Origin of the sequence: Streptomyces sp. NBC_00271 (genome assembly GCF_036178845.1) — a bacterium.
GTDB lineage: Bacteria > Actinomycetota > Actinomycetes > Streptomycetales > Streptomycetaceae > Streptomyces.
In genome coordinates, this window is record NZ_CP108070.1 from 3,421,425 (window position 1) to 3,445,620 (window position 24,196).

General features: G+C 69.1%; 23 protein-coding genes. 12 read left to right on the top strand and 11 right to left on the bottom strand.

What is annotated here, in order from left to right; genetic code table 11:
• Positions 1-3 precede the first annotated feature (3 nt).
• From OG798_RS16030 to OG798_RS16040, 3 genes are read right to left on the bottom strand one after another with little or no spacing between them, the layout of a single operon-like run.
• The gene (locus OG798_RS16030; RefSeq protein ID WP_097226290.1) at positions 4-825 is read right to left on the bottom strand and encodes an amino acid ABC transporter ATP-binding protein; all 822 of its coding nucleotides are present in this window, start codon (positions 823-825) and stop codon (positions 4-6) included.
• Positions 822-1,655: an amino acid ABC transporter permease gene (locus tag OG798_RS16035; protein ID WP_095858166.1), complete on the bottom strand. Its 834-nt coding sequence runs from the start codon at positions 1,653-1,655 to the stop codon at positions 822-824. The genes OG798_RS16030 and OG798_RS16035 overlap by 4 nt, the downstream gene beginning before the upstream one ends.
• The gene (locus OG798_RS16040) at positions 1,652-2,500 is read right to left on the bottom strand and encodes a transporter substrate-binding domain-containing protein (RefSeq protein ID WP_095855369.1); all 849 of its coding nucleotides are present in this window, start codon (positions 2,498-2,500) and stop codon (positions 1,652-1,654) included. Before OG798_RS16040 ends, OG798_RS16035 begins: the two co-directional genes overlap by 4 nt.
• A gap of 236 nt (positions 2,501-2,736) precedes the next feature.
• Between OG798_RS16040 and OG798_RS16045 the strand changes: the two genes are divergently transcribed.
• The 5 genes from OG798_RS16045 (at position 2,737) to thpD (ending at position 7,689) form a co-directional block, all read left to right on the top strand.
• Positions 2,737-3,837, top strand: coding sequence for a pyridoxal-phosphate-dependent aminotransferase family protein (locus OG798_RS16045; RefSeq protein WP_267063800.1), 1,101 nt, complete (start codon positions 2,737-2,739; stop codon positions 3,835-3,837).
• Positions 3,838-4,434: 597 nt separating this feature from the next.
• Entirely contained in the window at positions 4,435-4,974 is a 540-nt protein-coding gene (gene ectA / locus OG798_RS16050) for a diaminobutyrate acetyltransferase (protein ID WP_095855368.1), read from the top strand.
• A gap of 100 nt (positions 4,975-5,074) precedes the next feature.
• Entirely contained in the window at positions 5,075-6,346 is a 1,272-nt protein-coding gene (ectB, locus tag OG798_RS16055; RefSeq protein ID WP_328757232.1) for a diaminobutyrate--2-oxoglutarate transaminase, read from the top strand.
• A gap of 20 nt (positions 6,347-6,366) precedes the next feature.
• Positions 6,367-6,771, top strand: coding sequence for an ectoine synthase (locus OG798_RS16060; RefSeq protein WP_095855366.1), 405 nt, complete (start codon positions 6,367-6,369; stop codon positions 6,769-6,771).
• A 6-nt stretch (positions 6,772-6,777) separates the two neighbouring features.
• Positions 6,778-7,689, top strand: coding sequence for an ectoine hydroxylase (thpD, locus tag OG798_RS16065; protein WP_328757233.1), 912 nt, complete (start codon positions 6,778-6,780; stop codon positions 7,687-7,689).
• A gap of 80 nt (positions 7,690-7,769) precedes the next feature.
• On the opposite strand, the gene OG798_RS16070 is transcribed toward thpD, so the two are convergent.
• The 5 genes from OG798_RS16070 to OG798_RS16090 form a co-directional block, all read right to left on the bottom strand.
• On the bottom strand, positions 7,770-8,819 hold the full coding sequence (locus OG798_RS16070) for an aminotransferase class V-fold PLP-dependent enzyme (RefSeq protein WP_121416532.1): 1,050 nt from the start codon (positions 8,817-8,819) through the stop codon (positions 7,770-7,772).
• Positions 8,820-8,944: 125 nt separating this feature from the next.
• A complete protein-coding gene (locus tag OG798_RS16075) occupies positions 8,945-9,664 on the bottom strand; it encodes a DsbA family oxidoreductase (RefSeq protein WP_328757234.1) in 720 nt (239 codons plus the stop codon).
• A gap of 77 nt (positions 9,665-9,741) precedes the next feature.
• The gene (locus OG798_RS16080; RefSeq protein ID WP_328757235.1) at positions 9,742-10,248 is read right to left on the bottom strand and encodes a GNAT family N-acetyltransferase; all 507 of its coding nucleotides are present in this window, start codon (positions 10,246-10,248) and stop codon (positions 9,742-9,744) included.
• A gap of 64 nt (positions 10,249-10,312) precedes the next feature.
• A complete protein-coding gene (locus tag OG798_RS16085; RefSeq protein ID WP_054232288.1) occupies positions 10,313-10,921 on the bottom strand; it encodes a DUF1349 domain-containing protein in 609 nt (202 codons plus the stop codon).
• A gap of 107 nt (positions 10,922-11,028) precedes the next feature.
• Positions 11,029-12,558, bottom strand: coding sequence for an aldehyde dehydrogenase (NADP(+)) (locus OG798_RS16090; RefSeq protein ID WP_328757236.1), 1,530 nt, complete (start codon positions 12,556-12,558; stop codon positions 11,029-11,031).
• A 131-nt stretch (positions 12,559-12,689) separates the two neighbouring features.
• On the opposite strand from OG798_RS16090, the gene OG798_RS16095 reads away from it, so the two are divergent.
• The 3 genes from OG798_RS16095 (at position 12,690) to OG798_RS16105 (ending at position 15,485) form a co-directional block, all read left to right on the top strand.
• Positions 12,690-13,463 carry an IclR family transcriptional regulator gene (locus OG798_RS16095; RefSeq protein ID WP_095855361.1) on the top strand — a complete coding sequence of 258 codons (774 nt, stop codon included), beginning with the start codon at positions 12,690-12,692 and terminating at the stop codon, positions 13,461-13,463.
• A gap of 3 nt (positions 13,464-13,466) precedes the next feature.
• Positions 13,467-13,937 carry a GNAT family N-acetyltransferase gene (locus OG798_RS16100; RefSeq protein WP_095855360.1) on the top strand — a complete coding sequence of 157 codons (471 nt, stop codon included), beginning with the start codon at positions 13,467-13,469 and terminating at the stop codon, positions 13,935-13,937.
• A 96-nt stretch (positions 13,938-14,033) separates the two neighbouring features.
• Complete coding sequence (locus OG798_RS16105) at positions 14,034-15,485, top strand: peptidoglycan D,D-transpeptidase FtsI family protein (RefSeq protein WP_328757237.1); 1,452 nt, start codon at positions 14,034-14,036, stop codon at positions 15,483-15,485.
• Between the two features lie 80 nt (positions 15,486-15,565).
• Here OG798_RS16105 and OG798_RS16110 read toward each other — a convergent pair whose 3' ends face one another.
• On the bottom strand, positions 15,566-17,017 hold the full coding sequence (locus OG798_RS16110) for an NCS2 family permease (RefSeq protein WP_095855358.1): 1,452 nt from the start codon (positions 17,015-17,017) through the stop codon (positions 15,566-15,568).
• Positions 17,018-17,277: 260 nt separating this feature from the next.
• On the opposite strand from OG798_RS16110, the gene OG798_RS16115 reads away from it, so the two are divergent.
• The 3 genes from OG798_RS16115 to OG798_RS16125 all read left to right on the top strand — a co-directional run bounded on the left by OG798_RS16115 (position 17,278) and on the right by OG798_RS16125 (position 19,633).
• Positions 17,278-17,844 carry a SigE family RNA polymerase sigma factor gene (locus OG798_RS16115; RefSeq protein WP_060902186.1) on the top strand — a complete coding sequence of 189 codons (567 nt, stop codon included), beginning with the start codon at positions 17,278-17,280 and terminating at the stop codon, positions 17,842-17,844.
• Positions 17,841-18,704 (top strand): anti-sigma factor, encoded by an 864-nt coding sequence (locus OG798_RS16120; protein WP_095855356.1) that lies wholly within the window; start codon positions 17,841-17,843, stop codon positions 18,702-18,704. The genes OG798_RS16115 and OG798_RS16120 overlap by 4 nt, the downstream gene beginning before the upstream one ends.
• Positions 18,705-18,802: 98 nt before the next feature.
• Positions 18,803-19,633 carry a pectate lyase gene (locus OG798_RS16125; RefSeq protein ID WP_121416528.1) on the top strand — a complete coding sequence of 277 codons (831 nt, stop codon included), beginning with the start codon at positions 18,803-18,805 and terminating at the stop codon, positions 19,631-19,633.
• Positions 19,634-19,740: 107 nt separating this feature from the next.
• On the opposite strand, the gene OG798_RS16130 is transcribed toward OG798_RS16125, so the two are convergent.
• A complete protein-coding gene (locus OG798_RS16130; RefSeq protein WP_328757238.1) occupies positions 19,741-20,898 on the bottom strand; it encodes a right-handed parallel beta-helix repeat-containing protein in 1,158 nt (385 codons plus the stop codon).
• Between the two features lie 234 nt (positions 20,899-21,132).
• On the opposite strand from OG798_RS16130, the gene OG798_RS16135 reads away from it, so the two are divergent.
• Positions 21,133-23,352, top strand: a complete 2,220-nt coding sequence (locus OG798_RS16135; RefSeq protein WP_328757239.1) for a family 43 glycosylhydrolase — start codon at positions 21,133-21,135, stop codon at positions 23,350-23,352.
• 3 nt (positions 23,353-23,355) lie between these two features.
• On the opposite strand, the gene OG798_RS16140 is transcribed toward OG798_RS16135, so the two are convergent.
• Positions 23,356-24,150, bottom strand: coding sequence for an HAD family acid phosphatase (locus tag OG798_RS16140; RefSeq protein ID WP_328757241.1), 795 nt, complete (start codon positions 24,148-24,150; stop codon positions 23,356-23,358).
• Positions 24,151-24,196 lie beyond the last annotated feature (46 nt).

Genomic DNA, 24,196 nt, shown 5'->3' on the forward strand with positions numbered 1-24,196 from the left:
GTGCTACAGCCCCTTTTCCCCCTCCGCCACGTCCTCCTCGACCTCCGCCATCGCCGGGTCCAGCAGTCGGGACAGGAAGTGGCGGGTGCGTTCGTGGCTCGGGTTGCCGATGACCTGCGCGGGGGCGCCGTCCTCGACGATCACGCCGCCGTCCATGAAGACGACCCGGTCGGCGACCTCGCGCGCGAAGCTCATCTCGTGGGTGACGACCATCATCGTCATGCCCTCGTGGGCGAGCCTGCGCATGACGGCGAGCACGTCGCCGACGAGCTCCGGGTCGAGCGCCGAGGTCGGCTCGTCGAAGAGCATCACCTCGGGCCCCATGGCGAGCGCGCGGGCGATCGCGACGCGCTGCTGCTGGCCGCCGGAGAGGGAGGAGGGGTAGGCGTCCGCCTTCTCGGAAAGGCCCACCCGCTCCAGGTTCTCGGCGGCGACCTTGGCCGCCTCCTCCTTGTCCCGCTTCAGCACCCGGCGCTGCGGGAGCGTGAGGTTCTCGGTCACCGACAGGTGCGGGAAGAGGTTGAACTGCTGGAAGACCATGCCGATCCGGCGGCGTACGGCGTCGATGTCGACGTCGGGGTGCGTGACCTCGGTACCGCCGACGAAGACCTGCCCCTTGGTGGGTTCCTCCAGGAGGTTCACGCAGCGGAGCAGGGTGGACTTGCCGGAGCCGGAGGGTCCGATGACGCAGACGACCTCGCCCTGTCCGATCTCCAGGTCGATACCGCGCAGGACGTCGTTGTCGCCGAAGGACTTGTGGAGGTCCCGGACGTCGATCTCGGGAGTGCCGGTGCTGGAACTACTGCTGTTGCTGGTGCTGGTCACTTGGTGGCCTCCCCGGCCTTGGCCTCCAGGCGGCGTACGACGAATCCGAGCGGCACGGTGACGAGCAGGTAGCACAGGCCCGCGACCAGGATCGGTGTGGAGTTGGCGGTCTGGCTCGCCAGGTCGCGCCCGAACTTGGTGAGTTCGCGTTCCTCCAGGGTGACCCCGAGGAACAGCACCAGCGAGGAGTCCTTGAAGAGGAGGACGAGCTCGTTGGTGAGCGGCGGGATCACGATGCGGAACGCCTGCGGGATGATGATCGAGACCATGGCCCGCGCGTGCGAGAAGCCCAGCGAACGGGCCGCCTCCATCTGCCCCTTGGGCACCGCCTGGATGCCCGCGCGGATCGTCTCTGCCATGTACGCGGCCGAGACCAGGCCGAGCGCGAGCGCCACCTTGCCGTACGTACCGCCGGGGATCTCCGTGCCCGGGAACGCCAAGGGCACGGCGACACCCACGAAGACGAAGATCAGCAGGGCGGGCAGGCCGCGGAAGATCTCGATGTAGATGCCGGCGAGCCAGCGGTAGGGGCCCACCGGGGACAGTCGCATCAGGGCGATGACCATGCCGAGCACGAGGCCGAACACGAAGCCGGACATCGTGTAGAGCACGGTGTTCTTCAGCGCCAGCGTGATGACGTCCGGGAACATCTGCTTGACCAGGTCCCACTGCGCGAACTGGTTCTTCAGACGTCCCCAGTCCGCCGCGACCGCGAAGGCGATCACGGCGGCGACGAAGACGACGTACTGCGCGCCGCGCGACAGGGCGCGCTTCTGGCGCCGGGTCAGGCCGGACTTCCGGGGCTGGAGGGTTGCGTCGGCATCGCTCATGAGGCGGACGGGGAGGCGGTGGCCGCGGACGCCGGGTACGGGCCGATCCACTTCTCGTAGAGCTTCTTGTACGTACCGTCGGCCTTGGCCTGCTTGATCGTCTTGTTGATCTCGGCGAGGAGCTTGGTGTTGCCCTTCTTCACCGTGAAGCCGTACTGCTCACCGGTGTGGAGGTTGTCGACCACCTTGAAGGCGTCGGCGTTGGCCTTGTCCTTCAGCCAGCCCTGGACGACCGGGTAGTCGATGATCACGGCCTGGACCTGACCGGTGCGCAGGCCGTTGAGGACCGCGTCGGAGGACTCGAAGGAGACCGGGTCGAAGCCCTGCTTCGTCGCGTACTCCTCGCCCGTGGTCTGCGCCTGGGCACCGAGCTTCTTGCCCTTGGCCTTGACGTCGGCGAGGGAGTTGACGCCGCTCTTCTTGTCGACCAGGACGGCCTGGGTGGCGTCGAAGTACGGGTCGGAGAAGTCGACGTTCTTCTTGCGTTCCGGGGTGATCGTCATGCCGGCCGCGGCGAGGTCGCACTGGCCGGAGTTGAGGAACGCGCCCGTCTTGAAGTTCTCGAAGGGCGTGTCGACGATGGCCTGCTTCACGCCGAGGTCCCCCGCGACCAGGTCGATCAGCGCGACGTCGAAGCCCTGCACCTTGCCGTTGATCTCCGACTGGAACGGCGGGTACGGGAGGTGGGTGCAGGTCGTGACCTGGCCCGCCTTGACCAGGGGAACGCCCTTGGCGCTGCTCTGACCGCCTCCGCCGCCCGAGGAACAGCCGGCCACGAGCAGCAGCCCGGCCGTGGCGGTGGTGGCGGCCAGAATGCGCGTCCGGCGTCCGAGGACCGAGTTCACGGAGACCTCCTGTGGGGGGAATGGAGGATTCCGATTATAAGGAAAGGTTTGACTCACTCAAATCAATCCGATGGCTGTTGCGCCGTTCGGCCTCAGAAGTCATGCCTCACGGGGCCGTCCGGCCCTACGACCTGGGGGTGTGCGCCCGTACGACCGAGGATCGCCGCGGACGCGACAAGGACGCCGGATACGCTCGGGGCTGCGCATTGGAACCCGTGAGCGAAGAGAGCACCGCCGTGACCCATCCCTTCCTGGACCTCGCCCCGCTGAGCGCCGCACACTTCGCGGCGATCGAGGACCGCGTGGCGCGGCTGCTCTCCACCGAGCAGGACGTCGTGATCATGCAGGGCGAGGCGCTGCTGCCCCTGGAAGGTGCCATTCGCGCCACCGCCGGGCCCGGCACCACCGCGCTCAACGTGATCACCGGGCCGTACGGGCAGACCTTCGGGGACTGGTTGCGGGACTGCGGGGCGACGGTGATCGATCTCGCGGTGCCGTTCCACACGGCGGTGACGGCCGCGCAAGTGCGTGATGCCTTTGCCGAGCATCCGGCGATCGACTTCGTCTCGCTGGTGCACGCGGAGGCGGCGACGGGCAACACGAACCCCGTCGCGGAGATCGGCGAGGTGGTGCGTGCGCACGGCGCGCTGTTCTACCTGGACGCCGTCGCCTCGATCGGCGCGGAGCCGGTACTGCCGGACGCGTGGGGAGTCGACCTGTGCGTGATCGGGGCACAGAAGGCCATGGGCGGGCCGGCCGGGGTGTCGGCCGTGTCCGTGAGCGAGCGGGCGTGGGCGCGGATGGCCGCCAATCCCGGGGCGCCGCGTCGGTCCTATCTCTCGCTGCTGGACTGGAAGGAGCGGTGGGTCGACGGCGGGCGCAAGGCGCTGCTGCACGCGCCGGCGCAGCTGGAGATGCTGGCGCTGGAGGCCTGTGTCGAGCGGATCGAGGCGGAGGGGCTCGACGCGGTGATGCGCCGCCATGCCCTGGCGGCGGCGGCCACGCGGGCGGGGGCGGTCGCTCTCGGAGGCGGGCTGGAGCCGTATGTGTACGAGGCGGGGGACGCGGCGCCGGTCGCCACGACGTTGCGGGCTCCGTCCGGGGTCGATGCGGGGGTGCTGGTCGCGAAGGCGTTGGCCGCGGATCCGGTGTTGCCGTTGGTCGCGGGTGGGGGTGCGCTGGCGAAGGAGATGATCCGGGTGAACCACTACGGTCCCGATGCGACGCCGGGGGTCGTGCATTCCTGCCTCGCGGCGTTGGGGGCGGCGATGGCCGAGTCCGGCCTGACCATCGACCTGGAAGCGGCACACCGCGCGACGACGAAGGCGTGGTCCTAGCCCCGAACCTGGGGCTCCGCCCCGGACCCCGGGTGGGTGTATCGGCTGCGGGTGGGTGGGGGCTGGTCGCGCAGTTCCCCGCGCCCCTAAAAGCCCCCAGCTCGTCCGGCGCGCGAGGACGAGGCCGATGGGGCGCCGGGGCGCAGCCCCGCGCTCCAGGGGCGCGGGGAACTGCGCGCCAAGCCCCCACCCACCCGCAGCCGAAGAACACACCGGGGTCCGGGGCGGAGCCCCGGCATGTTCTCCCACGGACTTACCGGAGCTTAATCGCGCATCAATTGACGAGGCGCTCGCCATGCTTATTCTTGCATTAACTCGAGGATGAGCTTCCCGTATTCTTCTGCCCGCTTTCCCGGCCCCTAAACGCAAAGATTTCGCGAACGCCAACCGACGTAATTCGGGCACGTCTCGTGGCGATTACGTGTCTGTGACGCACTCCACAGTACGTCCATTTCCTCCCCTATTTTCCGGGCAAACCATCCCGTTACACCACCCGCAGCACCGTGCTCTCACGGGCGCGTGATAACACAAAGACGCATCGTGCGTAACCCCGTACGACGATGCAATTTGAGATTTCCATCGGTAAATTCAATCCGCATGACCGCCGCACGAGCAGACCTGCAAGCGGAATTCCTGGAAATGCCGGAGGGCCTTCGGATCGACCGTCCGAAGGTGGCGGACGGAGCCGCGCTCTGGCATATCGCCAAGGACTCCGGAACCCTCGACCTGAACTCCTCGTACAGCTATCTGCTGTGGTGCCGTGACTTCGCCGGCACGTCGGCGGTGGCGCGTGACGCGGACGGCGTGCCCGTCGGCTTCGTCACCGGGTACGTCCGGCCCGAGCGCCCGGGCACCCTGCTCGTGTGGCAGGTGGCCGTCGACGCCGCCCACCGCGGACGCGGACTGGCCGCGGCCCTGCTCGACGGGCTGACCGCGCGGGTCGCGGAGCAGCGGACGATCACCGCCGTCGAGACCACGATCACGCCCGGCAACACCGCCTCCGAGCGCCTGTTCACCTCGTACGCGCGACGCCACGGCGCGCGCGTCGAGCACGAAGTGCTGTTCGAGGCCGGGCAGTTCCCGGACGGGCCGCACGACCCCGAGGTGCTCTACCGGATCGGTCCGCTCCCCGGCTGACCTCGGACCGGCCCCCGGTCGACCCGGACATCCCCCTGGCTTCGCCTGACTTCCCCCTGACTTCCTCTCCCTCCCCCCACGCACCGAGGAGCGATTCGCCGTGACCATCATCCAGCCCGACCTGAGCGTCTTCGAGACCCTGGAGTCGGAGGTGCGCAGCTACTGCCGCAGCTGGCCCACCGTCTTCGACCGGGCCCGGGGCAGCCGGATGTTCGACGAGGACGGGCACGAGTACCTCGACTTCTTCGCCGGTGCGGGGTCCCTGAACTACGGGCACAACAACCCCCTACTCAAACGGGCCCTCATCGACTACCTGGAGCGCGACGGCGTCACCCACGGTCTCGACATGTCGACGACCGCCAAACGCGCCTTCCTGGAGGCCTTCCAGAACCTCGTCCTACGGCCGCGCGACCTGCCGTACAAGGTCATGTTCCCGGGCCCGACGGGCACCAACGCCGTCGAGTCCGCGCTGAAGCTGGCGCGGAAGGTGAAGGGGCGCGAGGCGATCGTGTCCTTCACCAACGCCTTCCACGGGATGTCGCTGGGCTCGCTGGCCGTGACCGGGAACGCCTTCAAGCGCGCCGGTGCCGGGATTCCGCTCGTGCACGGAACCCCGATGCCGTTCGACAACTACTTCGACGGCCAGGTGCCGGACTTCCTCTGGTTCGAGCGGCTGCTCGAGGACCAGGGGTCGGGGCTCAACCAGCCCGCCGCGGTCATCGTCGAGACCGTGCAGGGCGAGGGCGGCATCAACGTCGCCCGGCCCGAGTGGCTGCGCGCCCTCGCCGACCTGTGCCGGCGGCGCGACATGCTGCTCATCGTCGACGACATCCAGATGGGCTGCGGGCGGACGGGAGCGTTCTTCTCCTTCGAGGAGGCGGGGATCGTGCCCGACATCGTGACCGTGTCCAAGTCCATCAGCGGGTACGGGCTGCCCATGTCGCTGTGCCTGTTCAAGCCCGAACTGGACATCTGGGAGCCGGGCGAGCACAACGGCACGTTCCGCGGCAACAACCCCGCGTTCGTCACCGCCGCCGCGGCCCTGGAGACGTACTGGTCCGACGGGTCCGCCATGGAGAAGCAGACCCGTGCCCGCGGCGAGCAGATCGAGCAGGCCCTGATCTCCCTCACCGAGGAGAACCTCGCCGACGTGAAGGAGTACCGGGGGCGCGGTCTCGTCTGGGGCCTCGAGTTCCACGAGAAGGAGCGTGCGGGGCGCGTCGCGCAGCGCGCCTTCGAACTCGGGCTGCTCATCGAGACCTCAGGCCCGGAGAGCGAGGTCGTGAAGCTCCTCCCCGCGCTCACCATCACCCCCGACGAGCTCGACGAGGGTCTGCGCACCCTCGCCCGCGCCGTACGCGAAACCGTCTGACAGAAAGGCACGGCACCACCGTGATAGTCCGTTCGTTCAAGGACGTCGAAGGCACCGACCGGCATGTGAAGGCCGCGACGGGTACCTGGGAGAGCAAGCGCATCGTCCTCGCCAAGGAGAAGGTCGGCTTCTCCCTCCACGAGACGGTCCTGTACGCGGGTACGGAGACGTCGATGTGGTACGCGAACCACATCGAGGCCGTGCTCTGCGTGGCGGGCGAGGCCGAGCTGACCAACGACGAGACCGGTGAGACGCACTGGATCACGCCGGGCACGATGTACCTGCTCGACGGCCACGAGCGCCACACCATGCGCCCCAAGACCGACTTCCGGTGCGTCTGCGTCTTCAATCCGCCCGTCACCGGACGGGAGGACCACGACGAGAACGGCGTCTACCCGCTGCTCACCGAACCCGAGGAGGTCTGAAGCCCCATGACCACGACCACCACGACCAGCACGACCACCGTCACCGATCTCTACCCCAGCCGCGGCGCCACCGAGGTGTCCAACCCCCGCCAGGACCCGGTCGTCTGGGGCGCGCCCGGCACGCCGGGGCCGTTCTCCGTGCCCGACCTCCAGGCGTACGAGCGTGACGGCTTCCTCGCGATCGAGGAGCTGATCGGCGAGGACGACGTCGCCCTCTACCGGGCCGAGTTGGAGCGGCTGGTCACCGATCCGGCGATCCGCGCCGACGAGCGCTCGATCGTCGAGCCCGCCACGCGGGAGATCCGGTCCGTCTTCGAGGTGCACCGAATCAGCGAGGTCTTCGCCGCGCTCGTACGCGACGAGCGGGTCGTCGGGCGGGCCCGGCAGATCCTCGGCTCGGACGTCTACGTCCACCAGTCGCGGATCAACGTCAAGCCGGGCTTCGGGGCCGGCGGGTTCTACTGGCACTCGGACTTCGAGACCTGGCACGCCGAGGACGGCCTTGCGAACATGCGGACCGTGTCCGTGTCGATCGCGCTGACCGAGAACCACGACACCAACGGCGGCCTCATGATCATGCCGGGGTCGCACAAGACGTTCCTCGGCTGTGCGGGGGCCACCCCGCGGGACAACTACAAGAAGTCGCTCCAGATGCAGGACGCGGGCACCCCGTCCGACGAGGCGCTGACCCGCTTCGCCGACCGGCACGGCATCAAGCTCTTCACGGGCCGGGCCGGTTCGGCGACCTGGTTCGACTGCAACTGCATGCACGGCTCCGGGGACAACATCACCCCGTTCCCGCGCAGCAACGTCTTCATCGTGTTCAACAGCGTGGAGAACGCGGCGGTGGAGCCGTTCGCGGCGCCGGTCCGCAGGCCCGAGTTCATCGGCGCCCGCGATTTCACGCCCGTGAAGTGACCGCGAGAGTGAAGTGACCGCGAGCATGAAGTGACCGCGCGCGTGCCGTAGCCACGAGCGTGAAGGAGCCCCCGCCGGGGTCAGCCGGACAGGACGTCCAGCAGTCGGTCGACGTCGGCGGGGGTGTTGTACAGGTGGAAGGCCGCGCGCAGGTTGCCCGCCCGGTCGGAGACCTCGACCCCGGCCTCGCTCAGCTCCTGCTGCCGCTGGCCGAGTCCGGGCACGGACACGATCGGCGAGGCGGGGGCGGACACCGGCGCGTGGCCGAGCTCCTGGAGCCCGGCGCGGAAACGGTCGGCGAGGGCGAGGTCATGGGCGCGTACGTTCGCCACGCCCAGTTCCTCGACGAGCTCCAACGAGTGCCGGGCGCCCGCGTACGAGAAGAGACTGGGGCTCTCGTCGAACCGCCGCGCCGAGTGGGCGAGTTCCGCCACCGGGCCGTAGCAGCTGTCCCACGGCGCCTCACCCGCGACCCAGCCGGCGAACACCGGGGTGAGCCCGCCGAGGTCCTCCGGAACGACCAGGAAGGCCACGCCCCGAGGGCAGACGAGCCACTTGAAGGCGACCGAGGAGACGAAGTCGTACGCGTCGGCCTCCATCGGCAGCCAGCCGGCGGCCTGGGAGACATCGACGTACGTACGCGCCCCGTGCTCGCGCGCGGCCCGGGCGATGCCCGCCAGATCGGCGATCCGCCCGTCCGCGGACTGCGCGGCGCTGACCGCGACGAGCGCGGTGCCCGGACGTACGGACTCGGCGAGCCGCTCCAGCGGTACGGCGCGCAGCTTGAGGTCGCCACGGACGTGGAAGGGGTTCACGACGGAGCTGAAGTCGTCCTCCGCGGTGAGGACTTCGGCGCCCGGCGGCAGCGAGGCGGCGATCAGCCCGCTGTAGACGGCGACCGAGGCCCCGGCCGCCACCCGGCTCGCGGGGACCCCGGCCAGCCGGGCGAAGGCGGCGCGGGATGCCTCCACGTCGTCGAACATGTCGGACGGCCGTCCGTCGGCGACGGACTCGACTGCGGCGCGCATGGCCTCGACCGTGCGCGCCGGCAGGAGTCCGCAGCTCGCGGTGTTCAGATAGGTGTTCTTCGGGGCGAACTCGGCTCGTACGAGGCTCTCGAAGGTCTCCATGGGACCACTGTGCGGCCCCGAGCACCTCTCGTCCATTACGGAGTTCTGCGTGGTTCCGGTAAGGACTGCTTATACGTCCGCCCCGACCTGCGCTTTCACCGCCGAGTCGGGCGGGCCGGGCGGGCTTACGGCTGCGGTACGGCGCATCCGTCCGGGCCGCAGGCCTCCGCGTCGGCGGCACCGTCCTGGATCAGCTTCAGCGGCGGGCGCTCGCCCCACGCCTGGGTCAGGGCCTGTGTGAAGACCTCGGCGGGCTGGGCGCCGGAGACGCCGTACTTGCGGTCCAGGACGAAGAACGGCACGCCGTTCGCGCCGAGCTCGGCGGCCTCCCGCTCGTCGGCGCGCACCTCGTCGGCGTACGCCTTCGGGTCGGCCAGCACCTCGCGGGACGCGTCGGCGTCGAGCCCGGCGGCGACGGCCAGCTCGACGAGCCGCTCGTCGTCGTTGAAGACGGTCCGCTCCTCGGCGAAGTTCGCCTTGTACAGCAGGCCTATCAGCTCGTCCTGGCGGCCCCGCTCCTTGGCGAAGTGCAGGAGGCGGTGCATGTCGAAGGTGTTGCCGTGGTCGCGGTCCCGGGTGCGGTACGCCAGGCCCTCGGCGGCGGCCTGCGCGCCCAGGTTCTCCTCGCCGGCCTGCGCCTGTGCCTCGCTCATGCCGTACTTCTTGGTCAGCATCTTGAGCACGGGCTGGATGTCGCCCTTGGCGCGACCGGGGTCCAGCTCGAAGGAGCGGTGCACGACCTCGACCTCGTCACGGTGCGGGAAGGCGTCCAGCGCCTTCTCGAAGCGGGCCTTGCCCACGTAGCACCAGGGACAGGCGATATCCGACCAGATCTCGACGCGCATGTCTTCGGCTCTCTCCAGGTCGTACGAATACGGGCCCCTCCGGGGGCGGGAGTATGTGAACGTTCAAACGGCCGACTTCATTCCCCGGTGACGGCGTAGCGCAGGAAGAGGTGGTGATCGTCTTCGGCGGGCGGGTTCTCCGGGTCCGGGACCCAGCCCTGGCGGGTGTAGAAGGCCTGGGCGCGGGCGTTGTCGACGTGCACGTCGAGGGTGGCCGTGTGCTTGCCGTCCGCCCGCCACTGTTCGAGGCAGGCCGTGTGCAGTGCGGTGCCGATGCCTTCGCGCCAGCGGTCGGGGGAGACGTGGAACTGGAAGAGCGTCACGGTGTCGGCGGGGGCGCCCTCCGCGGTACGGAAGGAGGCGATACCCACGAGGTGTCCGTCGCGCACCGCGCACAGGACGTGGCCGTCGGGGCGCTCGATGGCACCGCGCCAGCGTGCGAGCCAGTCGAAGCCGTCTTCCGGCAGGCCGTCCGGGTAGTAGGTCGCGCGGGCGCGGACGTGGAGGTCGGCGATGGCGGCGGCCTCGCTGGGCAGCGCGGTTCTGATGACGAGGGGGCCCGTGGCGCGGGGTGTGCTGATCATGCAGCGGAGGACGTGAGGGAGGGGGGCCACGGTTCCCGTTGCGCGGCCGACCCCCCACCCACGGTCAGCTGCCGTCTCTCAGGTCCTTGGGCCAGTTCGGGCGGAACTCGATGCCGTCGTACGTCACCACGCACCCCTCCCCCATCGGCGACTGCGTCATGAAACCGACGAGCGCGGCGGACGTCTCCTTCTCCTCGCCCAGGGTGAAGAGCCGGATGAAGGTCCAGCGCTTGCCGTCGCGGGAGGCGTGGAAGGCGAAGGCCCGACCCGTGCGGCTGATCCGCAGCCAGACGGAACTGCCGTCCACGGTGAAGGAGTTGGCGTCGTCGGAGTGCCCCCGGGTGACCACCGTGCAGACGGTGGGCACGTCCGGGGAGTACTCCAGGCAGAGCTTCGCCCAGGCCCGCTCCCCCACATGGACGTAGAGGACCCCCGCGTCGAAGGCCGCGCCGAAGCCGACCGTGACGCGGGCGATCAGCTGGAAGTCCCCCTCCGGCGCCCCGAGGAGGCGGGGCGCGTCTGAGGCGGGGTCCAGTGCCTCGTCGGTGGGCGGTACGAAACGGTCCTGGCGGGGGCCTGCCCAGCCGGTGAGGATCCCGTCCTCGTGCGACCAGTGCCCGTCAGGCCCGTAGGTGCGGAGCGGGAAGGGAAGTTCGGGAAGTTCGACGTCCATTCGCCAATCCTCTCAGGCCCACTGCCGCGCCCCCGCAGGGGCGCGGGGAACTGCGCGACCAGCCACAACGGCCCCGCAGCCCGCGAACAACCACAACCCCAACGGCGCTACCGCTCCAGGTGACCGTCGTAGCGTCGAGGCAACCCCAGCGGGTTGTCGTCCCGCAGCTCCGGCGGCAGCAGCGTCTCCGGCGCGTTCTGGTACGCCACCGGCCGCAGCCAGCGCTCGATCGCCGTACCGCCGACCGACGTCGAGGTCGAGGTCGTCGCCGGGTAGGGACCGCCGTGGTGCTGGGCGGGGGCGACGGCGACACCGGTGGGCCAGCCGTTGACCAGGACGCGCCCGGCGAGCGGCGTCAGCTCGGCGAGGATCTCCGCGCCGCGGCCTTCGCCCGCCGCCTCCTCCGTCGACAACTGCACGGTCGCGGTGAGGTTGCCGGGAAGGCGGGAGAGGACCGCGCTGGCCTCGGACTCGTCCTCGTAGCGGGCGACGACCGTGAGCGGGCCGAAGCACTCTTCCAGGAGCAGGTCGTGCTCGCCCTCGGTGGCGAGCTTCTGCGCGGGCACGGTCAGGAAGCCGGGGCTCACGGTGTGCTCGCCGCCCGAGCCCGGGGTCACCGGGGTCTCGACGCCGGGGAGCCCGGCGCGCTCGGCGACACCCGCGATGAAGTTGTCGCGCATGCGGTGGTCCAGGAGGACGCCCGCGTCGGTGTCGCTGACGGCGTCGGTCAGGGACTTCACCAGGCGGTCGCCCGCCGCGCCCGCGGGTGCCAGGACCAGGCCCGGCTTCACGCAGAACTGGCCGACGCCCAGCGTCATCGAGCCCGCGAGCCCGGCGCCGATCTCCTCGGCGCGCTCGGCCGCCGCGGCCTCGGTGATCACGACGGGGTTGAGGGAGCCCAGCTCGCCGTGGAAGGGGATCGGCGCGGGGCGCGCGGCCGCCGCGTCGAACAGGGCCCGGCCGCCGCGCACGGAGCCGGTGAACCCGGCCGCCGCGACCAGCGGGTGCTTGACGAGTTCGACGCCCGCCTCGAAGCCGTGCACGAGGCCGACGACACCGCCCGGGATGTCGTGCCGGGCGGCGGCCCGGCGCAGTACGGCCGCGACCAGCTCGGAGAGCGCCGGGTGGTCGGGGTGGGCCTTGACCACGACCGGGCAGCCGGCCGCCAGCGCGCTCGCGGTGTCGCCGCCGGCGACGGAGAAGGCGAAGGGGAAGTTGGAGGCGGAGTAGACGGCGACGACACCCAGCGGCACCTTGTAGCGGCGCAGGTCCGGGATCGGCGGGGTCGCCGTGTCGTCGGGGTGGTTGATGACGACGTCGAGGAAGGCGCCCTCGTCGACGATGCCGCCGAAGGCCCGCAGTTGGTAGCAGGTGCGGGCGAGTTCACCGGTGAGCCGGACCGGGCCGAGCGCGGTCTCCGCGTCGGCGGCCTCGACGAGCTGTTCCTTGGCCGCTTCGAGCAGGTCAGCGGCGGTCCTCAGGAAGGCCGCGCGCACGGTGCGGTCGACGAGGGCTCCCCGGGCGGCGTGCGCGGCGCGGACGGCCTCGTCGACCTCCTGGGCCGTGGCCTCCACCGCAACCTGCTCGCGCTGCTTCCCGGTACGGGGGTCGACACTCCAGACTGGTGCTGCTGCCACCGCGGGTCCCTCCAGATGTAATGCCGCAGTTCTTGTCTCACCCACCAGCGGTGTTCGATATACTGAACGCTGTCTCTGATGGTGAATATGATGCGGAGACTATTTCCCGTCGAACGAGGGGGTCAAGGGCGATGTCGGCAGGCGAGACAGGCGGCGGAGCGCAGGTCAAGTCCGCGGTACGGACCGTGGAATTGCTCGAGTACTTCGCGGGCCGGCCCGGTATGCACTCCCTGGCCGCGGTCCAGGAGGCCGTCGGTTATCCGAAATCCAGCCTCTACATGCTGCTGCGCACCCTCGTGGAGCTCGGCTGGGTCGAGACGGACGCGACGGGCACGCGGTACGGCATCGGCGTACGGGCGCTGCTGGTCGGCACCTCGTACATCGACGGCGACGAGGTGGTCGCCGCGGCCCGCCCGACCCTGGACCGGCTCTCCGACGACACCACGGAGACCATCCACCTGGCGCGCCTGGACGGCACGAACGTCGTGTACCTGGCCACCCGCCAGTCGCAGCACTACCTGCGCCCCTTCACCCGGGTGGGCCGCCGGCTCCCCGCGCACTCGACCTCGCTCGGCAAGGCGCTGCTCGCCACCCACACCGACGAGCAGGTCCGCAAGATGCTGCCCGAGACGCTCGCCGCGCTGACCGAACACACGATCACCGACCGGGAGAAGCTCATCGAGGAGCTGCACCAGGTCCGGGAGCAGGGCTTCGCCGTGGACCGTGAGGAGAACACGCTGGGGCTGCGCTGCTTCGGCGTCGCGATCCCCTACCGCACCCCCGCCCGGGACGCGATCAGCTGCTCGGTCCCGGTGGCCCGGCTCACCCCCGCGCACGAGCAGATGGTCAAGGACGCCCTGTTCGACGCCCGCGACCGGCTGACGCTCGCCACCCGGAGGCTCTGAACCATGGAGATCGCACTCCGTCCGGTCCACGACAGCGATCTGCCGGTCTTCTACCGGCAGATGAACGACCCCGAGTCCCTCCGGATGGCCGCGTTCACCCCCAGGGACCCCGCCGACCGTGACGCCTTCGACGCTCACTGGAAGCGTGTCCGCGCCTCGTCCGCCGTGCTGCGCACGATCCTCGCGGACGGCGATGTCGTGGGCAGCGCCGCGGTGTACGGGGAGCCCGGCGAGCGCGAGGTCACCTACTGGATCGACCGGGCGTACTGGGGCCGGGGCATCGCGACGGCCGCGCTGCGGGACCTGCTGGCCGAGGTGCCCGAACGCCCGCTGCACGCGCGGGCGGCGGCCGACAACGCCGGGTCGCGGCGGGTCCTGGAGAAGTGCGGGTTCCGCGTCACCGGGAACGACCGGGGGTACGCGCACGCGCGCGGCGAGGACACGGACGAGGTCGTGCTCACCCTGAAGGGCTGAGCCCGACTTCATGTGAGCCCGGCTTCATGAACAGCGCATGAGAAATGCGGGCGGAAGGGAACGATTCGCTCCCTTCCGCTCGTCCTTCTGAGCGGGATGAACAAGACGATCAGGCGTGCCGCCGTCTTCACTCTGCTGCTCGTGCTCTCCCTGCTGATCAGGGCGACCTGGGTGCAGTTCTACGACGGCCAGGCACTCGCGGACAACAAGAACAACCGACGGAACGCGATCGAGCAGTACGCGAACCCGCTCGGGAACATCATCGTGGCCGGCCGGGCGATCACCGGCTCCGCGCAGACGAAGGGCAGCGACCTCAAGTACAAGCGGACGTACACGGACGGCAGCCTGTACGCGGCGGTCACGGGCTACAGCTCCCAGGTGTTCGGGGCGACCCAGCTGGAGGGCGTCTACAAGGGCCTGCTCGACGGTACGGACAACCAGCTGAAGAACCCCCTCGACACGATCACCAACAAGCGCGCCAGCCCTGGTGACGTGGTCACGACCATCGACCCGGACGTGCAGAAGGCGGCGTACGCGGCGCTCGGCAGCAAGAAGGGCGGGGCCGTCGCGATCGACCCGACGAACGGCAAGATCCTCGCGGTCGTCTCCACCCCGTCGTACGACCCCTCGCAGCTCACCACCGGCGACTCCGCCGCCTGGACGAAGCTGACGAAGGACGCGGACAAGCCGATGACCAACCGGGCGCTGCGCCAGCCGCTGCCCCCGGGGTCGACGTTCAAGCTGGTGGTCGCGGCGGCGGCGCTGGACGACGGGCTGTACAAGAACGTGGACACCGGCACGAACAGCCCCAACCCGTACACGCTGCCGAACACGAAGACCGACCTGTCGAACGAGAGCGCCTCCGCACCCTGCAAGGACGCCTCGATCCGGGTGGCACTCCAGTACTCGTGCAACAACGTCTTCGCGAAGATGGCCGTCGACCTCGGGCAGGACAAGGTCAAGGCGATGGCGGAGAAGTTCGGCTTCAACGACAGCTCGCAGGACGTGCCGGTGCGGGCGTACCCGAGCGTCTACCCCTCGGACATGGACGAGTCGTCCACGGCGCTGACCGGCATCGGCCAGTACGACGTCACGGCGACCCCGCTGCAGATGGCCATGGTGTCGGCCGCCATCGCCAACGGCGGCAAGCTGGTCTCGCCGCACATGGTGTCGCAGACCAGTGACGCGAGCGGCAATGTGGTGAAGGACTACGACGACGGCACCGAGACCAAGGAGATCGTCAGCTCGACCACCGCCGAGCAGCTCCAGTCCGCGATGCAGACGGTCGTCACCGAGGGCACGGGCACCAACGCGAAGATCTCCGGCGCGACCGTGGGCGGTAAGACGGGTACGGCCCAGCACGGCGAGAAGAACAGCAAGACGCCGTACGCCTGGTTCACGTCGTACGCGAAGTCCGATGCGAACGGCAAGGAGGTCGCCGTGGCGGTCATCGTCGAGCAGTCCGACGCGGCGAGGTCCGAGGTCAGCGGCAACGGCCTGGCGGCGCCGGTGGCCAAGGCCATGATGCGGGCGGCGCTGAAGAACTGACGCACCGCGCACGACGGAGGGCCGCCCCGCACCCCTGGGGGCGGCCCTTCCTTCGTACGGTCACTTCACGCCCGTACGGGTCACTTCACGCCGAACAGCTGTCTCACCGGATCGATCGCGAAGTACACCAGGAACAGCGCCGACACGGCCCACAGCAGCCAGTGGACCTCACGGAACTTGCCGAGCACCGCCTTGATCACGACGTAGGCGACGAAGCCGGCCCCGATGCCGTTGGTGATCGAGTAGGTGAACGGCATCGCCGCGATGGTCAGGAACGCGGGGATCGCGACCTCGTAGCTGTCCCATTCGATGTGCTTGACCTGCGTCATCATCAGGAAGCCGACCGCGACCAGAGCGGGGGCCGCCGCCTGGAGCGGCACGATGGTGAGCAGCGGGGTCAGGAACAGGGCGAGGGCGAACATGCCGCCGGTGATCAGGTTCGAGAAGCCGGTGCGCGAGCCCTCGCCGACGCCGGCCGCGGACTCGATGTAGGCGGTGTTGGAGGAGGCGGAGGCCGCACCGCCCGCGACGGCCGCGGCGCCGTCGATGAACAGCACCCGGCCGATGCCGGGCACCTTGCCCTCCTCGTCGAGCAGTCCGGCCTCGGCGCTGATGCCGACGATCGTGCCCATGGCGTCGAAGAAGTCCGACAGGATCAGGGTGAAGATCAGCAGGACGACGGTCAGGGCGCCGGTCTCACCGAAGCCGCCGAACAGACTGAAGTGTCCGACGAGACCGAAGTCCGGGGTGGCCACCACGTCGGAGGGGATCTTCGGCGTGGTCAGGCCCCAACTCTTGATGTCGGCGGCCGAGTTGATGATCACGGCGACCACGGTCATCGTCACGATGCTGATCAGGATGGCGCCCTTGACCTTGCGTGCCATCAGTCCGATGGTGAGCAGCACGCCGAGACAGAAGACCAGTACGGGCCAGCCGGTCAGCGAACCGGTCGCGCCCAACTGCACCGGCACGGTGGTGTTCGCGACGTCCGGGATGCGGCTGGCGAAACCGGCGTCCACGAAGCCGATGAAGGCGATGAAGAGTCCGATGCCCACACCGATGGCGTGCTTCAGCGGTTGCGGGATGGCGTTCATGACGGCTTCGCGCAGTCCGGTGAGGACCAGTACGCAGATGATCACGCCTTCGATGACCACCAGGCCCATCGCGTCGGGCCAGCTCATCAGCGGGGCGATCTGGAAGGCGACGACGGCGTTCAGGCCGAGGCCCGCGGCGATCGCGAGGGGCAGATTGCCGCCCACGCCCATGATGACGGTCATCACCGCGGCCACCAGGGCGGTGGCCGTGACGAGTTGGCCGCTGTCGAGCTGGTGACCGAACTTGTCCTTGGCGCTGCCGAGGATGATCGGGTTCAGGACAAGGATGTAGGCCATGGTGAAGAACGTGGCGAATCCGCCGCGTATCTCCCGGCCGAAGGTGGAGCCCCGTTCGGAGATCCTGAAGAACCGGTCGACGCCGTTCGCCGCTGGTGGCGCGGCACTTGGCCGGTCGGCCACCTTCTGTGTTTCGGACATGGCTGATACTCCTTGTGGCCTGCGTGCTGGGTGTGCGGATGCTGGCTGGATTGTTCCCGCGTTGAACCGCGTTCAGGTTTTCGCCGTGTTACAGAATCGAGTTCGGCCCGCCATACGCTGTTCGAAGCCCTGTACACATCGCTGGTACGCTCACGCATCTCGCCCCACAGGGGCACCATTCCTTCACGGGTGGCGCACGGGGGCCGTATACGCACGCACCCGCACCGGTTGCTCAAAAGCCGCAGCAAGGAGAGGTAGCCGTGGGCACTGTCGTCGACGACGCAGCCTCCGTGGAGTTCCACGCCTTCTTCGAGCGGCACCATGCCGAACTCGCCCGCTTCGCCCATCTGTTGACCGGCGAGGCGGACGCCGCCGACGATCTGGCGGCCGACGCGCTGCTCGCGCTGTGGCACCGCTGGGACCGGGTGCGCGCGGCCGACCACCCGGTGGCGTACGCCCGCGGGGTCGTCGCGAACCTGGCCCGCACCCGGATCCGCAGCGCGGTGCGCGAGCGTAGACGGATCACACTGTTCTGGTCGCAGCGCGAGGACAAGACCGAGAACCCCGACATAGCGGGGAAGATCGACGTCCAGGAGGCGCTGCGCCGACTGCCGTTCCGTAAGCGCGCATGTGTCGTGCTTCGGCACGCTTTCGACCTCTCGGAGAAGGACACGGCGCTCGCCCTCGGTGTTTCCGTGGGTACGGTTAAGTCCCAGACGTCGAAGGGCATGGCCGAACTGAAGCGGCTCCTCGGCACCGAAGAGGCCCCGATGCGGGTGCACGCAGGTGTGCTGCCCACGGGTGGAGCCGGAGGAAGGGACCGATGAGGAAGGCGCAGGACGTGCACGACGAGCTGCGCGCCAGGCTGCACGAGGCGGCCGAGGCGCACGAGCCCGACCGCGCGCGCATCCTGGCCCGGGTCGAGCGCGGGATGTCCGGCGCCGCCGAGCGTCGTCCCCGGCGCGCGGCGCGTCCGCCGGTGCTCGGCTGGGGTCGGATCGTCGGCGCCACGGCCGCGGTGGCGGGCGTCCTCGCGGTCGGCGGTTACTGGGTGGCCGCGGCGGTGCAGGAGAACCACCCGCCGCAGCAGACGGTCGCGGTCTCGCCGACCCCGGTCGCCTCCCCGGACGCGACGAGCCGCGCGCCCGTCGTGCCGCACCCCTCGCACACCTCGGGTGCCTCGAAGCCGTCCGGGAAGGCGAGCGCCTCCCCCTCGGACACCCCCTCGGCCGCGCACTCCTCGCCCGCCGCGCCCAAGGCACCCGCCGCGGGCAACCAGGACGGCTCGCTGTGGTCCGACGGCTCGGTCGATCCGCACAGCAACGACTTCTGGGCGCAGAGCAATGTGACCCTGAAGAACGCCGACAAACTCACCTCGCTCACCGTCGAGTTGAGGATCAAGCAGACCGGCGGGGTCGGCGACACGGGCTCCTGGCGCTCGGCACCCGAGAGCGACTTCACGACGACGGTCACCGAGAAGGACGGCTTCCTCGTCTACACCTGGGTGCTCAAGGACGGCCACACCCTCGCGGCCGGCCAGTGGGTCTTCGCGGGCCAGTACAACCACACCCGCGGCGGCCGGGACGCCAAGGACGACCGCTACTCGGCGGACGCGAGGACCGCGGACAGGACGCTGTCGGTGGCGGGCGACTTCGCCGCCGCGAGCGGCACCGACGGCGACTCGTAGAAAATCCCCTCGAAAAAACCTGCGGACGGCGGCAACCCTTTCCTCACCTGCGGCGACCAGGAGACGAACACGTCCCCTTCCGCAAGGAAATCCGCTTCATGACTGTACGAGTTGAACAGCGCGTCCGGCACCGTCGCCGCCTCACCGGGCGGCGGTCCGTGATCGGTGGGGTCACCGCACTCGGCATCACCGGGGCCGCGCTCGTCACGACGTCGATGCTGAGCACCGCGGGCGCGAGCTCCGTCTGGCCGACGGCCAAGGGCAGCAAGGCCGTCTCGAAGACGATCTCGGTCTCGGGCACCTACGACGGCAAGCTGACGAAGTTCTTCGGCAGTGGTTCCCTCGGCACCTCCGACCAGTCGGAGAGCCAGGGCCCGATCTTCGAGCTCAAGGACGGCGCGGTCCTCAAGAACGTCATCATCGGCACCCCGGCCGCCGACGGCGTGCACTGTCTGGGCAGCTGCACGCTGCAGAACGTGTGGTGGCTGGACGTCGGCGAGGACGCGGCCACCTTCAAGGGCAAGGCGTCGTCCGCGAAGTACAACGTGATCGGCGGTGGCGCGCGGCAGGCCTCCGACAAGGTGTTCCAGTTCAACGGCGCCGGCACGCTCTCCATCACCGGCTTCCACGTGGAGAACTTCGGCAAGCTGGCGCGCTCGTGCGGCAACTGCAAGACGCAGTACAAGCGCACGATCGTGCTCAGCGACATCGACGCGACCGCCCCGGGCAAGGCGCTGGTCGGCATCAACTCCAACTTCGGCGACACGGCGACCCTGTCGAAGATCCGTGTCACCGGCGACACCAAGAAGAAGCTCAAGACCTGCGTGCGCTTCAAGGGCAACAGCAGCGGCAAGGAGCCCACCGAACTCGGCACCGGCGCGGATGGAACCTTTTGCAGGTTCACGTCATCTGACATCACGTACAAGTAAGGGATCTGCTGGCCTGAGCCCCCCTCGGAGCCAGTCAGAGGAACGCCCCCGCCGGTGACGACCGGCGGGGGCGTTCACTTTCCCTCGTACGTCAGTACGCGGGCACGTCAGTTCATGGTCGAGCCGATGGTCGTCGAGCCCGTCGTCAGGAACGTGGTCGCCGGCAGCGAACCGCTCGATGAGCGGGCCCCGTACGCCGTGGTCGCGTCCGTGGACCTGAAGGACGGCGTCGAGGTGCCGCTGTCCCAGTTGTTGGCCGCGGAGACCGTGGCGGAGCCGAGCTTGTCCAGGCCGCCCTTGTTGCTCACCGCGAGGTTCCTGGCGAGCCGCGCCTTGCCCGTCGCGAAGAAGAAGCCCGCGTCGGTGTTGGCGTAGGCGGTGTTGCGGTTGAGCACGATGGCCCCGGTGTTGGAGTTCTCGGTGAAGCCGTTGCCCGCGTTGTCCCAGGCGGCGTCGTTGTTCACGACATGGGCGACCGAGGCCCCGCCGCCGCCGAGCTTGAAGCCGTTGCCGTTGCCCTCGAAGGCGGAGTCGTTCCAGCGGTTCTTGCCGTTCCCGTACGACCACGAGTGCTCGATGGTGATCGGCGAGGAGAACTGCCAGAGGTCGAGGCCGTCGTCCGCGTTGTTGTAGAGGCGCGCGCCGGTGACCTTGTTGCCGGTGCCGGAGCCGAACTTGATGGCGATGCCGTCGGCGTTCTGCCCGTGGTTCGCGGCGTCGTAGTTGCCGTAACTGTCCAGGTTCTGCACGAGGTTGCCGGTCGTGCCGTCGCCGCGCAGGGTGAAGCCCGAGTCGCCGTTGTTCGCGGTGACGAGGTTCTTGAAGACGCCACCGACGGAGGAGGTGGCGACGAAGCCCTGGGCGGGCGAGTTCTGCCAGGTGATGTTCTGGACGGTCCAGTAGTCGCCGTAGATCCCCGCCAGCCAGGAACCGGCGGCCAGCTTGGAACCGTCGATCTTCACCTTCTCGCTGCCGTACGCGGTGAGCGTGATCCGCGTGGAACTGGTGCCGTTCGCCGTCGACTTCAGCGTGGCCGTCGGATAGTACGTGCCGCCGCGCACCTGGATGGTCGTACCCGCGGCGGCATTGGCGACGGCCGTCTGGAGCTGCGCGGTGGTGGAGACGGTGACCGTGGTGGTGGCGGCCTGCGCCGAGCCGTTGTTCGCGAGGCCGAGGTAGACGCCACCCGCCCCCGCGGCGACGGCCACCGCCGCGGCGATCGAGAGCGTACGGGTCCTGCGGTGGCGTCCGGTGCTCAGAAGCACGGGGCGTTCCTTTCCTAGGGGGACGGGAGACGAAGCGGGCCGGAGGGGCCGCCCCGGCCCGCTTCTGCTCCCGGGTCGCCGCGGTGGCGGGAAAGGTTGCCGAGGGCTCACGAAAAAGGTCGAAACTTTCGCCGGCCGTCGTGCCGTCTTCATCAATTGACGTGCTGTCCCCCACTGGCAACACTCCGAGAGCGCTTCCCCAACAGAATCCACCAGACTCCGACAGGATGTGTCATGCGACGCCGCACCGCCCGCGCGCTCCTGATCCCCGTCCTCGCGCTCCTCCTGGGCCTGCTGGCCGCCCCACCGAGCCCCGCGTCACCGTCACCTTCGGGAGCATCGCACGTGAACGAACCGAAGTACGCCGGCTATCTCTTCGCCTACTTCACCGGCGAGGGCACGGCCGACGACGAGCAGATCCGCTACGCCCTGAGCCGCGGCAACGACCCGTTGCACTGGCGGGAGTTGAACGCGGGCAATCCCGTCCTGACCTCCACCATCGGCGAGAAGGGCCTGCGCGACCCGTTCGTGATCCGCTCCCCCAAGGGCGACAAGTTCTTCCTCATCGCCACCGACCTGAAGATGTACCAGAACTCCAGCGGCAGCTGGGACTACGTGCAGCGGCACGGCAGCAGGTCCATCATGATCTGGGAGTCCACCGACCTGGTGCACTGGACCGACCAGCGCCTGGTGAAGGTGGCCCCCGACAACGCGGGCAACACCTGGGCGCCGGAGGCCTATTGGGACGACTCGCTCGGTGAGTACGTCGTCTTCTGGGCGTCCAAGCTGTACGCCGACGACGACCCGGACCACACCGGATCGACGTACAACAAGATGCTGTACGCCACCACGAAGGACTTCCGCACCTTCAGCGAGCCGAAGGTCTGGGACGACCCGGGCTACTCGGTGATCGACTCGACGGTCATCAAGAACAAGGGCAGCTACTACCGCTACACCAAGGACGAGCGCGATCCCAGCTCCTCCAGCCCCTGCTCGAAGTTCATCACCGGCGAGAAGTCGACGTCGCTGACGGACACCGCGTACGACTTCGTCTCGGACTGCATCGGCAGCGGCTCGATCGACCGCGGCGAGGGCCCGACGGTCTTCAAGTCCAACACCGAGAACAAGTGGTACCTGTTCATCGACGAGTACGGCAGCCGCGGGTACGTCCCCTTCGAGACGACCGACCTCGACTCGGGCAAGTGGACGATGTCGACGAACTACCAGCTGCCCGCGAGCCCCCGGCACGGCACGGTGATGCCGGTGACGCAGGCGGAGTACGACCGGCTGCTGGCCGCCTACCCGGTGACCGGCACGTCGGTCGTGGACGCGACCGCGAAGGGCCTCAGCGGGTATGCGATCGTCACCGAGTCGGTCTCGAAGGTCGTCCTGCCCATGAAGCCGGACACGGACCTCAGGCACCTCGCCCCCACCCTCGCGGTCGGCGCGGGCGCGAAGGTCAGCCCGGCCTCGGGCACACCCCGGGACTTCCGCACCCCGCGCACCTACACCGTGACGGCTCCGGACGGGACGAGCCGGACCTGGACGGTCGAGGCGGTACCCACCCGCAGCCCGGTCCTCCCCGGCCTCAACGCCGACCCGGACGTCCACTACCTGGACGGCCAGTACTGGATCTATCCGACGACGGACGGCTACGCGGGCTGGAGCGGGACGAGCTTCAAGGCGTACTCGTCGAAGGACCTGGTCCGCTGGAAGGACCACGGTGTGATCCTGGACCTGGGATCCGATGTGTCCTGGGCGGACAAGAACGCCTGGGCCCCGGCGATCGCCGAACGCGACGGCAAGTACTACTTCTACTTCTGTGCGGAGCAGCAGATCGGCGTGGCGGTGGCCGACTCCCCGGCCGGTCCCTTCAAGGACGCGCTGGGCAAGCCCCTGGTGGCCAAGGGCCTGTTGACGGGCCAGATGATCGACCCGGCGGTGTTCACGGACGACGACGGTCGGTCGTATCTGTACTGGGGCAACGGCCACGGATACGTGGTGCCGCTGAACGCCGACATGGTGTCGTTCGACGCCTCGCAGGTGCGGGACATCACGCAGCCCGACTTCCGTGAGGGATCCTTCGTCGTCAAGCGGCACGGCACGTACTACTTCATGTGGTCCGAGGACGACACCCGCAGCGAGAACTACCACGTCGCCTACGCCACCGGACCGTCCCCGCTCGGTCCGTGGACCAAGCGGGGCACGATCCTGTCCAAGCGCCCGGAGTACGGCATCAAGGGCACCGGACACCACTCCGTGGTGAACGTCCCCGGCACCGACGACTGGTACATCGTCTACCACCGGTTCGCCCTGAACGGCCCCGGGAAGGCGGGCGGGGACGGCACGCACCGGGAGACCACCATCGACCGCATGGAGTTCGCGGCCGACGGGACGATCGAACCGGTGGTGCCGACCCTGGAGTCGATCCGCCCCGTACGGACCGAGTCCTGAGTACTAGCTGACGAAGTACGTCGGGTTCGGGAGCTTGAACGTCTTGTCGGCGTAGCCGCCGTCGAGGTCGGAGTACTGGTCGCCGAAGTTGGCGACGATGTCGTACCCGAGGGACTCGATGTGCTCACGGGTGCCGGACTTGTACTGCACGGTGGTGCAGTTCCAGGCGGCGGCCGTGGCGCAGGCGCTCAGGTAGGCCGGCGGGTTGGCCGCGTCCTTGAGGAACATGTGGTCGGCGTCGAGGTTGATGTCGGCGCCGACCTTCTTCAGGTTCGCGACCGCGGAGACGCGCTGCGACTCCTTCAGGCCCGAGTTGTAGAAGACCTCGACACCCTTGGACTTGGCGTACGCGACGAGTTCGGGGGTGCCGAAGACGGCCGGACGGTCGGCCTGGGCCACGTACGCGGCCCAGGAGGCCGAGTTGTACGTGTAGTTGGTCTTCTTCTCGTAGTCGAGGGAGAGCAGCAGCGTGTCGTCGATGTCGAAGACGACCGCGGGCTTCTCGCCCCGGTGCTTCGCCTTGTGCGCCGCCCTGTCGATGTAGCGCTTGGCGTCAGACTCCAGGCGCGACAGGTCCTTGGCGTACCGGCTGTCCTTGGACGCCTGGTACACGCCGTTGCTGTCGAGCGTGGTGCCGTAGTAGGTGTCGATGTCCTTGACCAGGAGCCCGATGTTGTAGGGCTCGTGGGTCGAGTTGGCCGTCGACTGGCCGGCCGTGGCGACGCCCGTGCCGTAGAGGGCTCCGCCAGCGACGGCACAAGCGGCCGCGATGGCTGCCGCTCTGAGGGACTTCCGCATGGATTCTCCGGATCTGGGTGATGGGTGACCAGGTCATTCCGCACCA

Coding starts and splice junctions, on each gene's coding strand:
- thpD (WP_328757233.1), top strand. CDS start 6,778: ATGACCACGACCACCACGACCAGCACGACCACCGTCACCGATCTCTAC.
- OG798_RS16095 (WP_095855361.1), top strand. CDS start 12,690: ATGTCGGCAGGCGAGACAGGCGGCGGAGCGCAGGTCAAGTCCGCGGTA.
- ectA (WP_095855368.1), top strand. CDS start 4,435: ATGACCGCCGCACGAGCAGACCTGCAAGCGGAATTCCTGGAAATGCCG.
- OG798_RS16070 (WP_121416532.1), bottom strand. CDS start 8,819: ATGGAGACCTTCGAGAGCCTCGTACGAGCCGAGTTCGCCCCGAAGAAC.
- OG798_RS16125 (WP_121416528.1), top strand. CDS start 18,803: ATGACTGTACGAGTTGAACAGCGCGTCCGGCACCGTCGCCGCCTCACC.
- OG798_RS16105 (WP_328757237.1), top strand. CDS start 14,034: ATGAACAAGACGATCAGGCGTGCCGCCGTCTTCACTCTGCTGCTCGTG.
- OG798_RS16035 (WP_095858166.1), bottom strand. CDS start 1,655: ATGAGCGATGCCGACGCAACCCTCCAGCCCCGGAAGTCCGGCCTGACC.
- OG798_RS16140 (WP_328757241.1), bottom strand. CDS start 24,150: ATGCGGAAGTCCCTCAGAGCGGCAGCCATCGCGGCCGCTTGTGCCGTC.
- OG798_RS16110 (WP_095855358.1), bottom strand. CDS start 17,017: ATGTCCGAAACACAGAAGGTGGCCGACCGGCCAAGTGCCGCGCCACCA.
- OG798_RS16085 (WP_054232288.1), bottom strand. CDS start 10,921: ATGGACGTCGAACTTCCCGAACTTCCCTTCCCGCTCCGCACCTACGGG.
- OG798_RS16080 (WP_328757235.1), bottom strand. CDS start 10,248: ATGATCAGCACACCCCGCGCCACGGGCCCCCTCGTCATCAGAACCGCG.
- OG798_RS16135 (WP_328757239.1), top strand. CDS start 21,133: ATGCGACGCCGCACCGCCCGCGCGCTCCTGATCCCCGTCCTCGCGCTC.
- OG798_RS16100 (WP_095855360.1), top strand. CDS start 13,467: ATGGAGATCGCACTCCGTCCGGTCCACGACAGCGATCTGCCGGTCTTC.
- OG798_RS16075 (WP_328757234.1), bottom strand. CDS start 9,664: ATGCGCGTCGAGATCTGGTCGGATATCGCCTGTCCCTGGTGCTACGTG.
- OG798_RS16120 (WP_095855356.1), top strand. CDS start 17,841: ATGAGGAAGGCGCAGGACGTGCACGACGAGCTGCGCGCCAGGCTGCAC.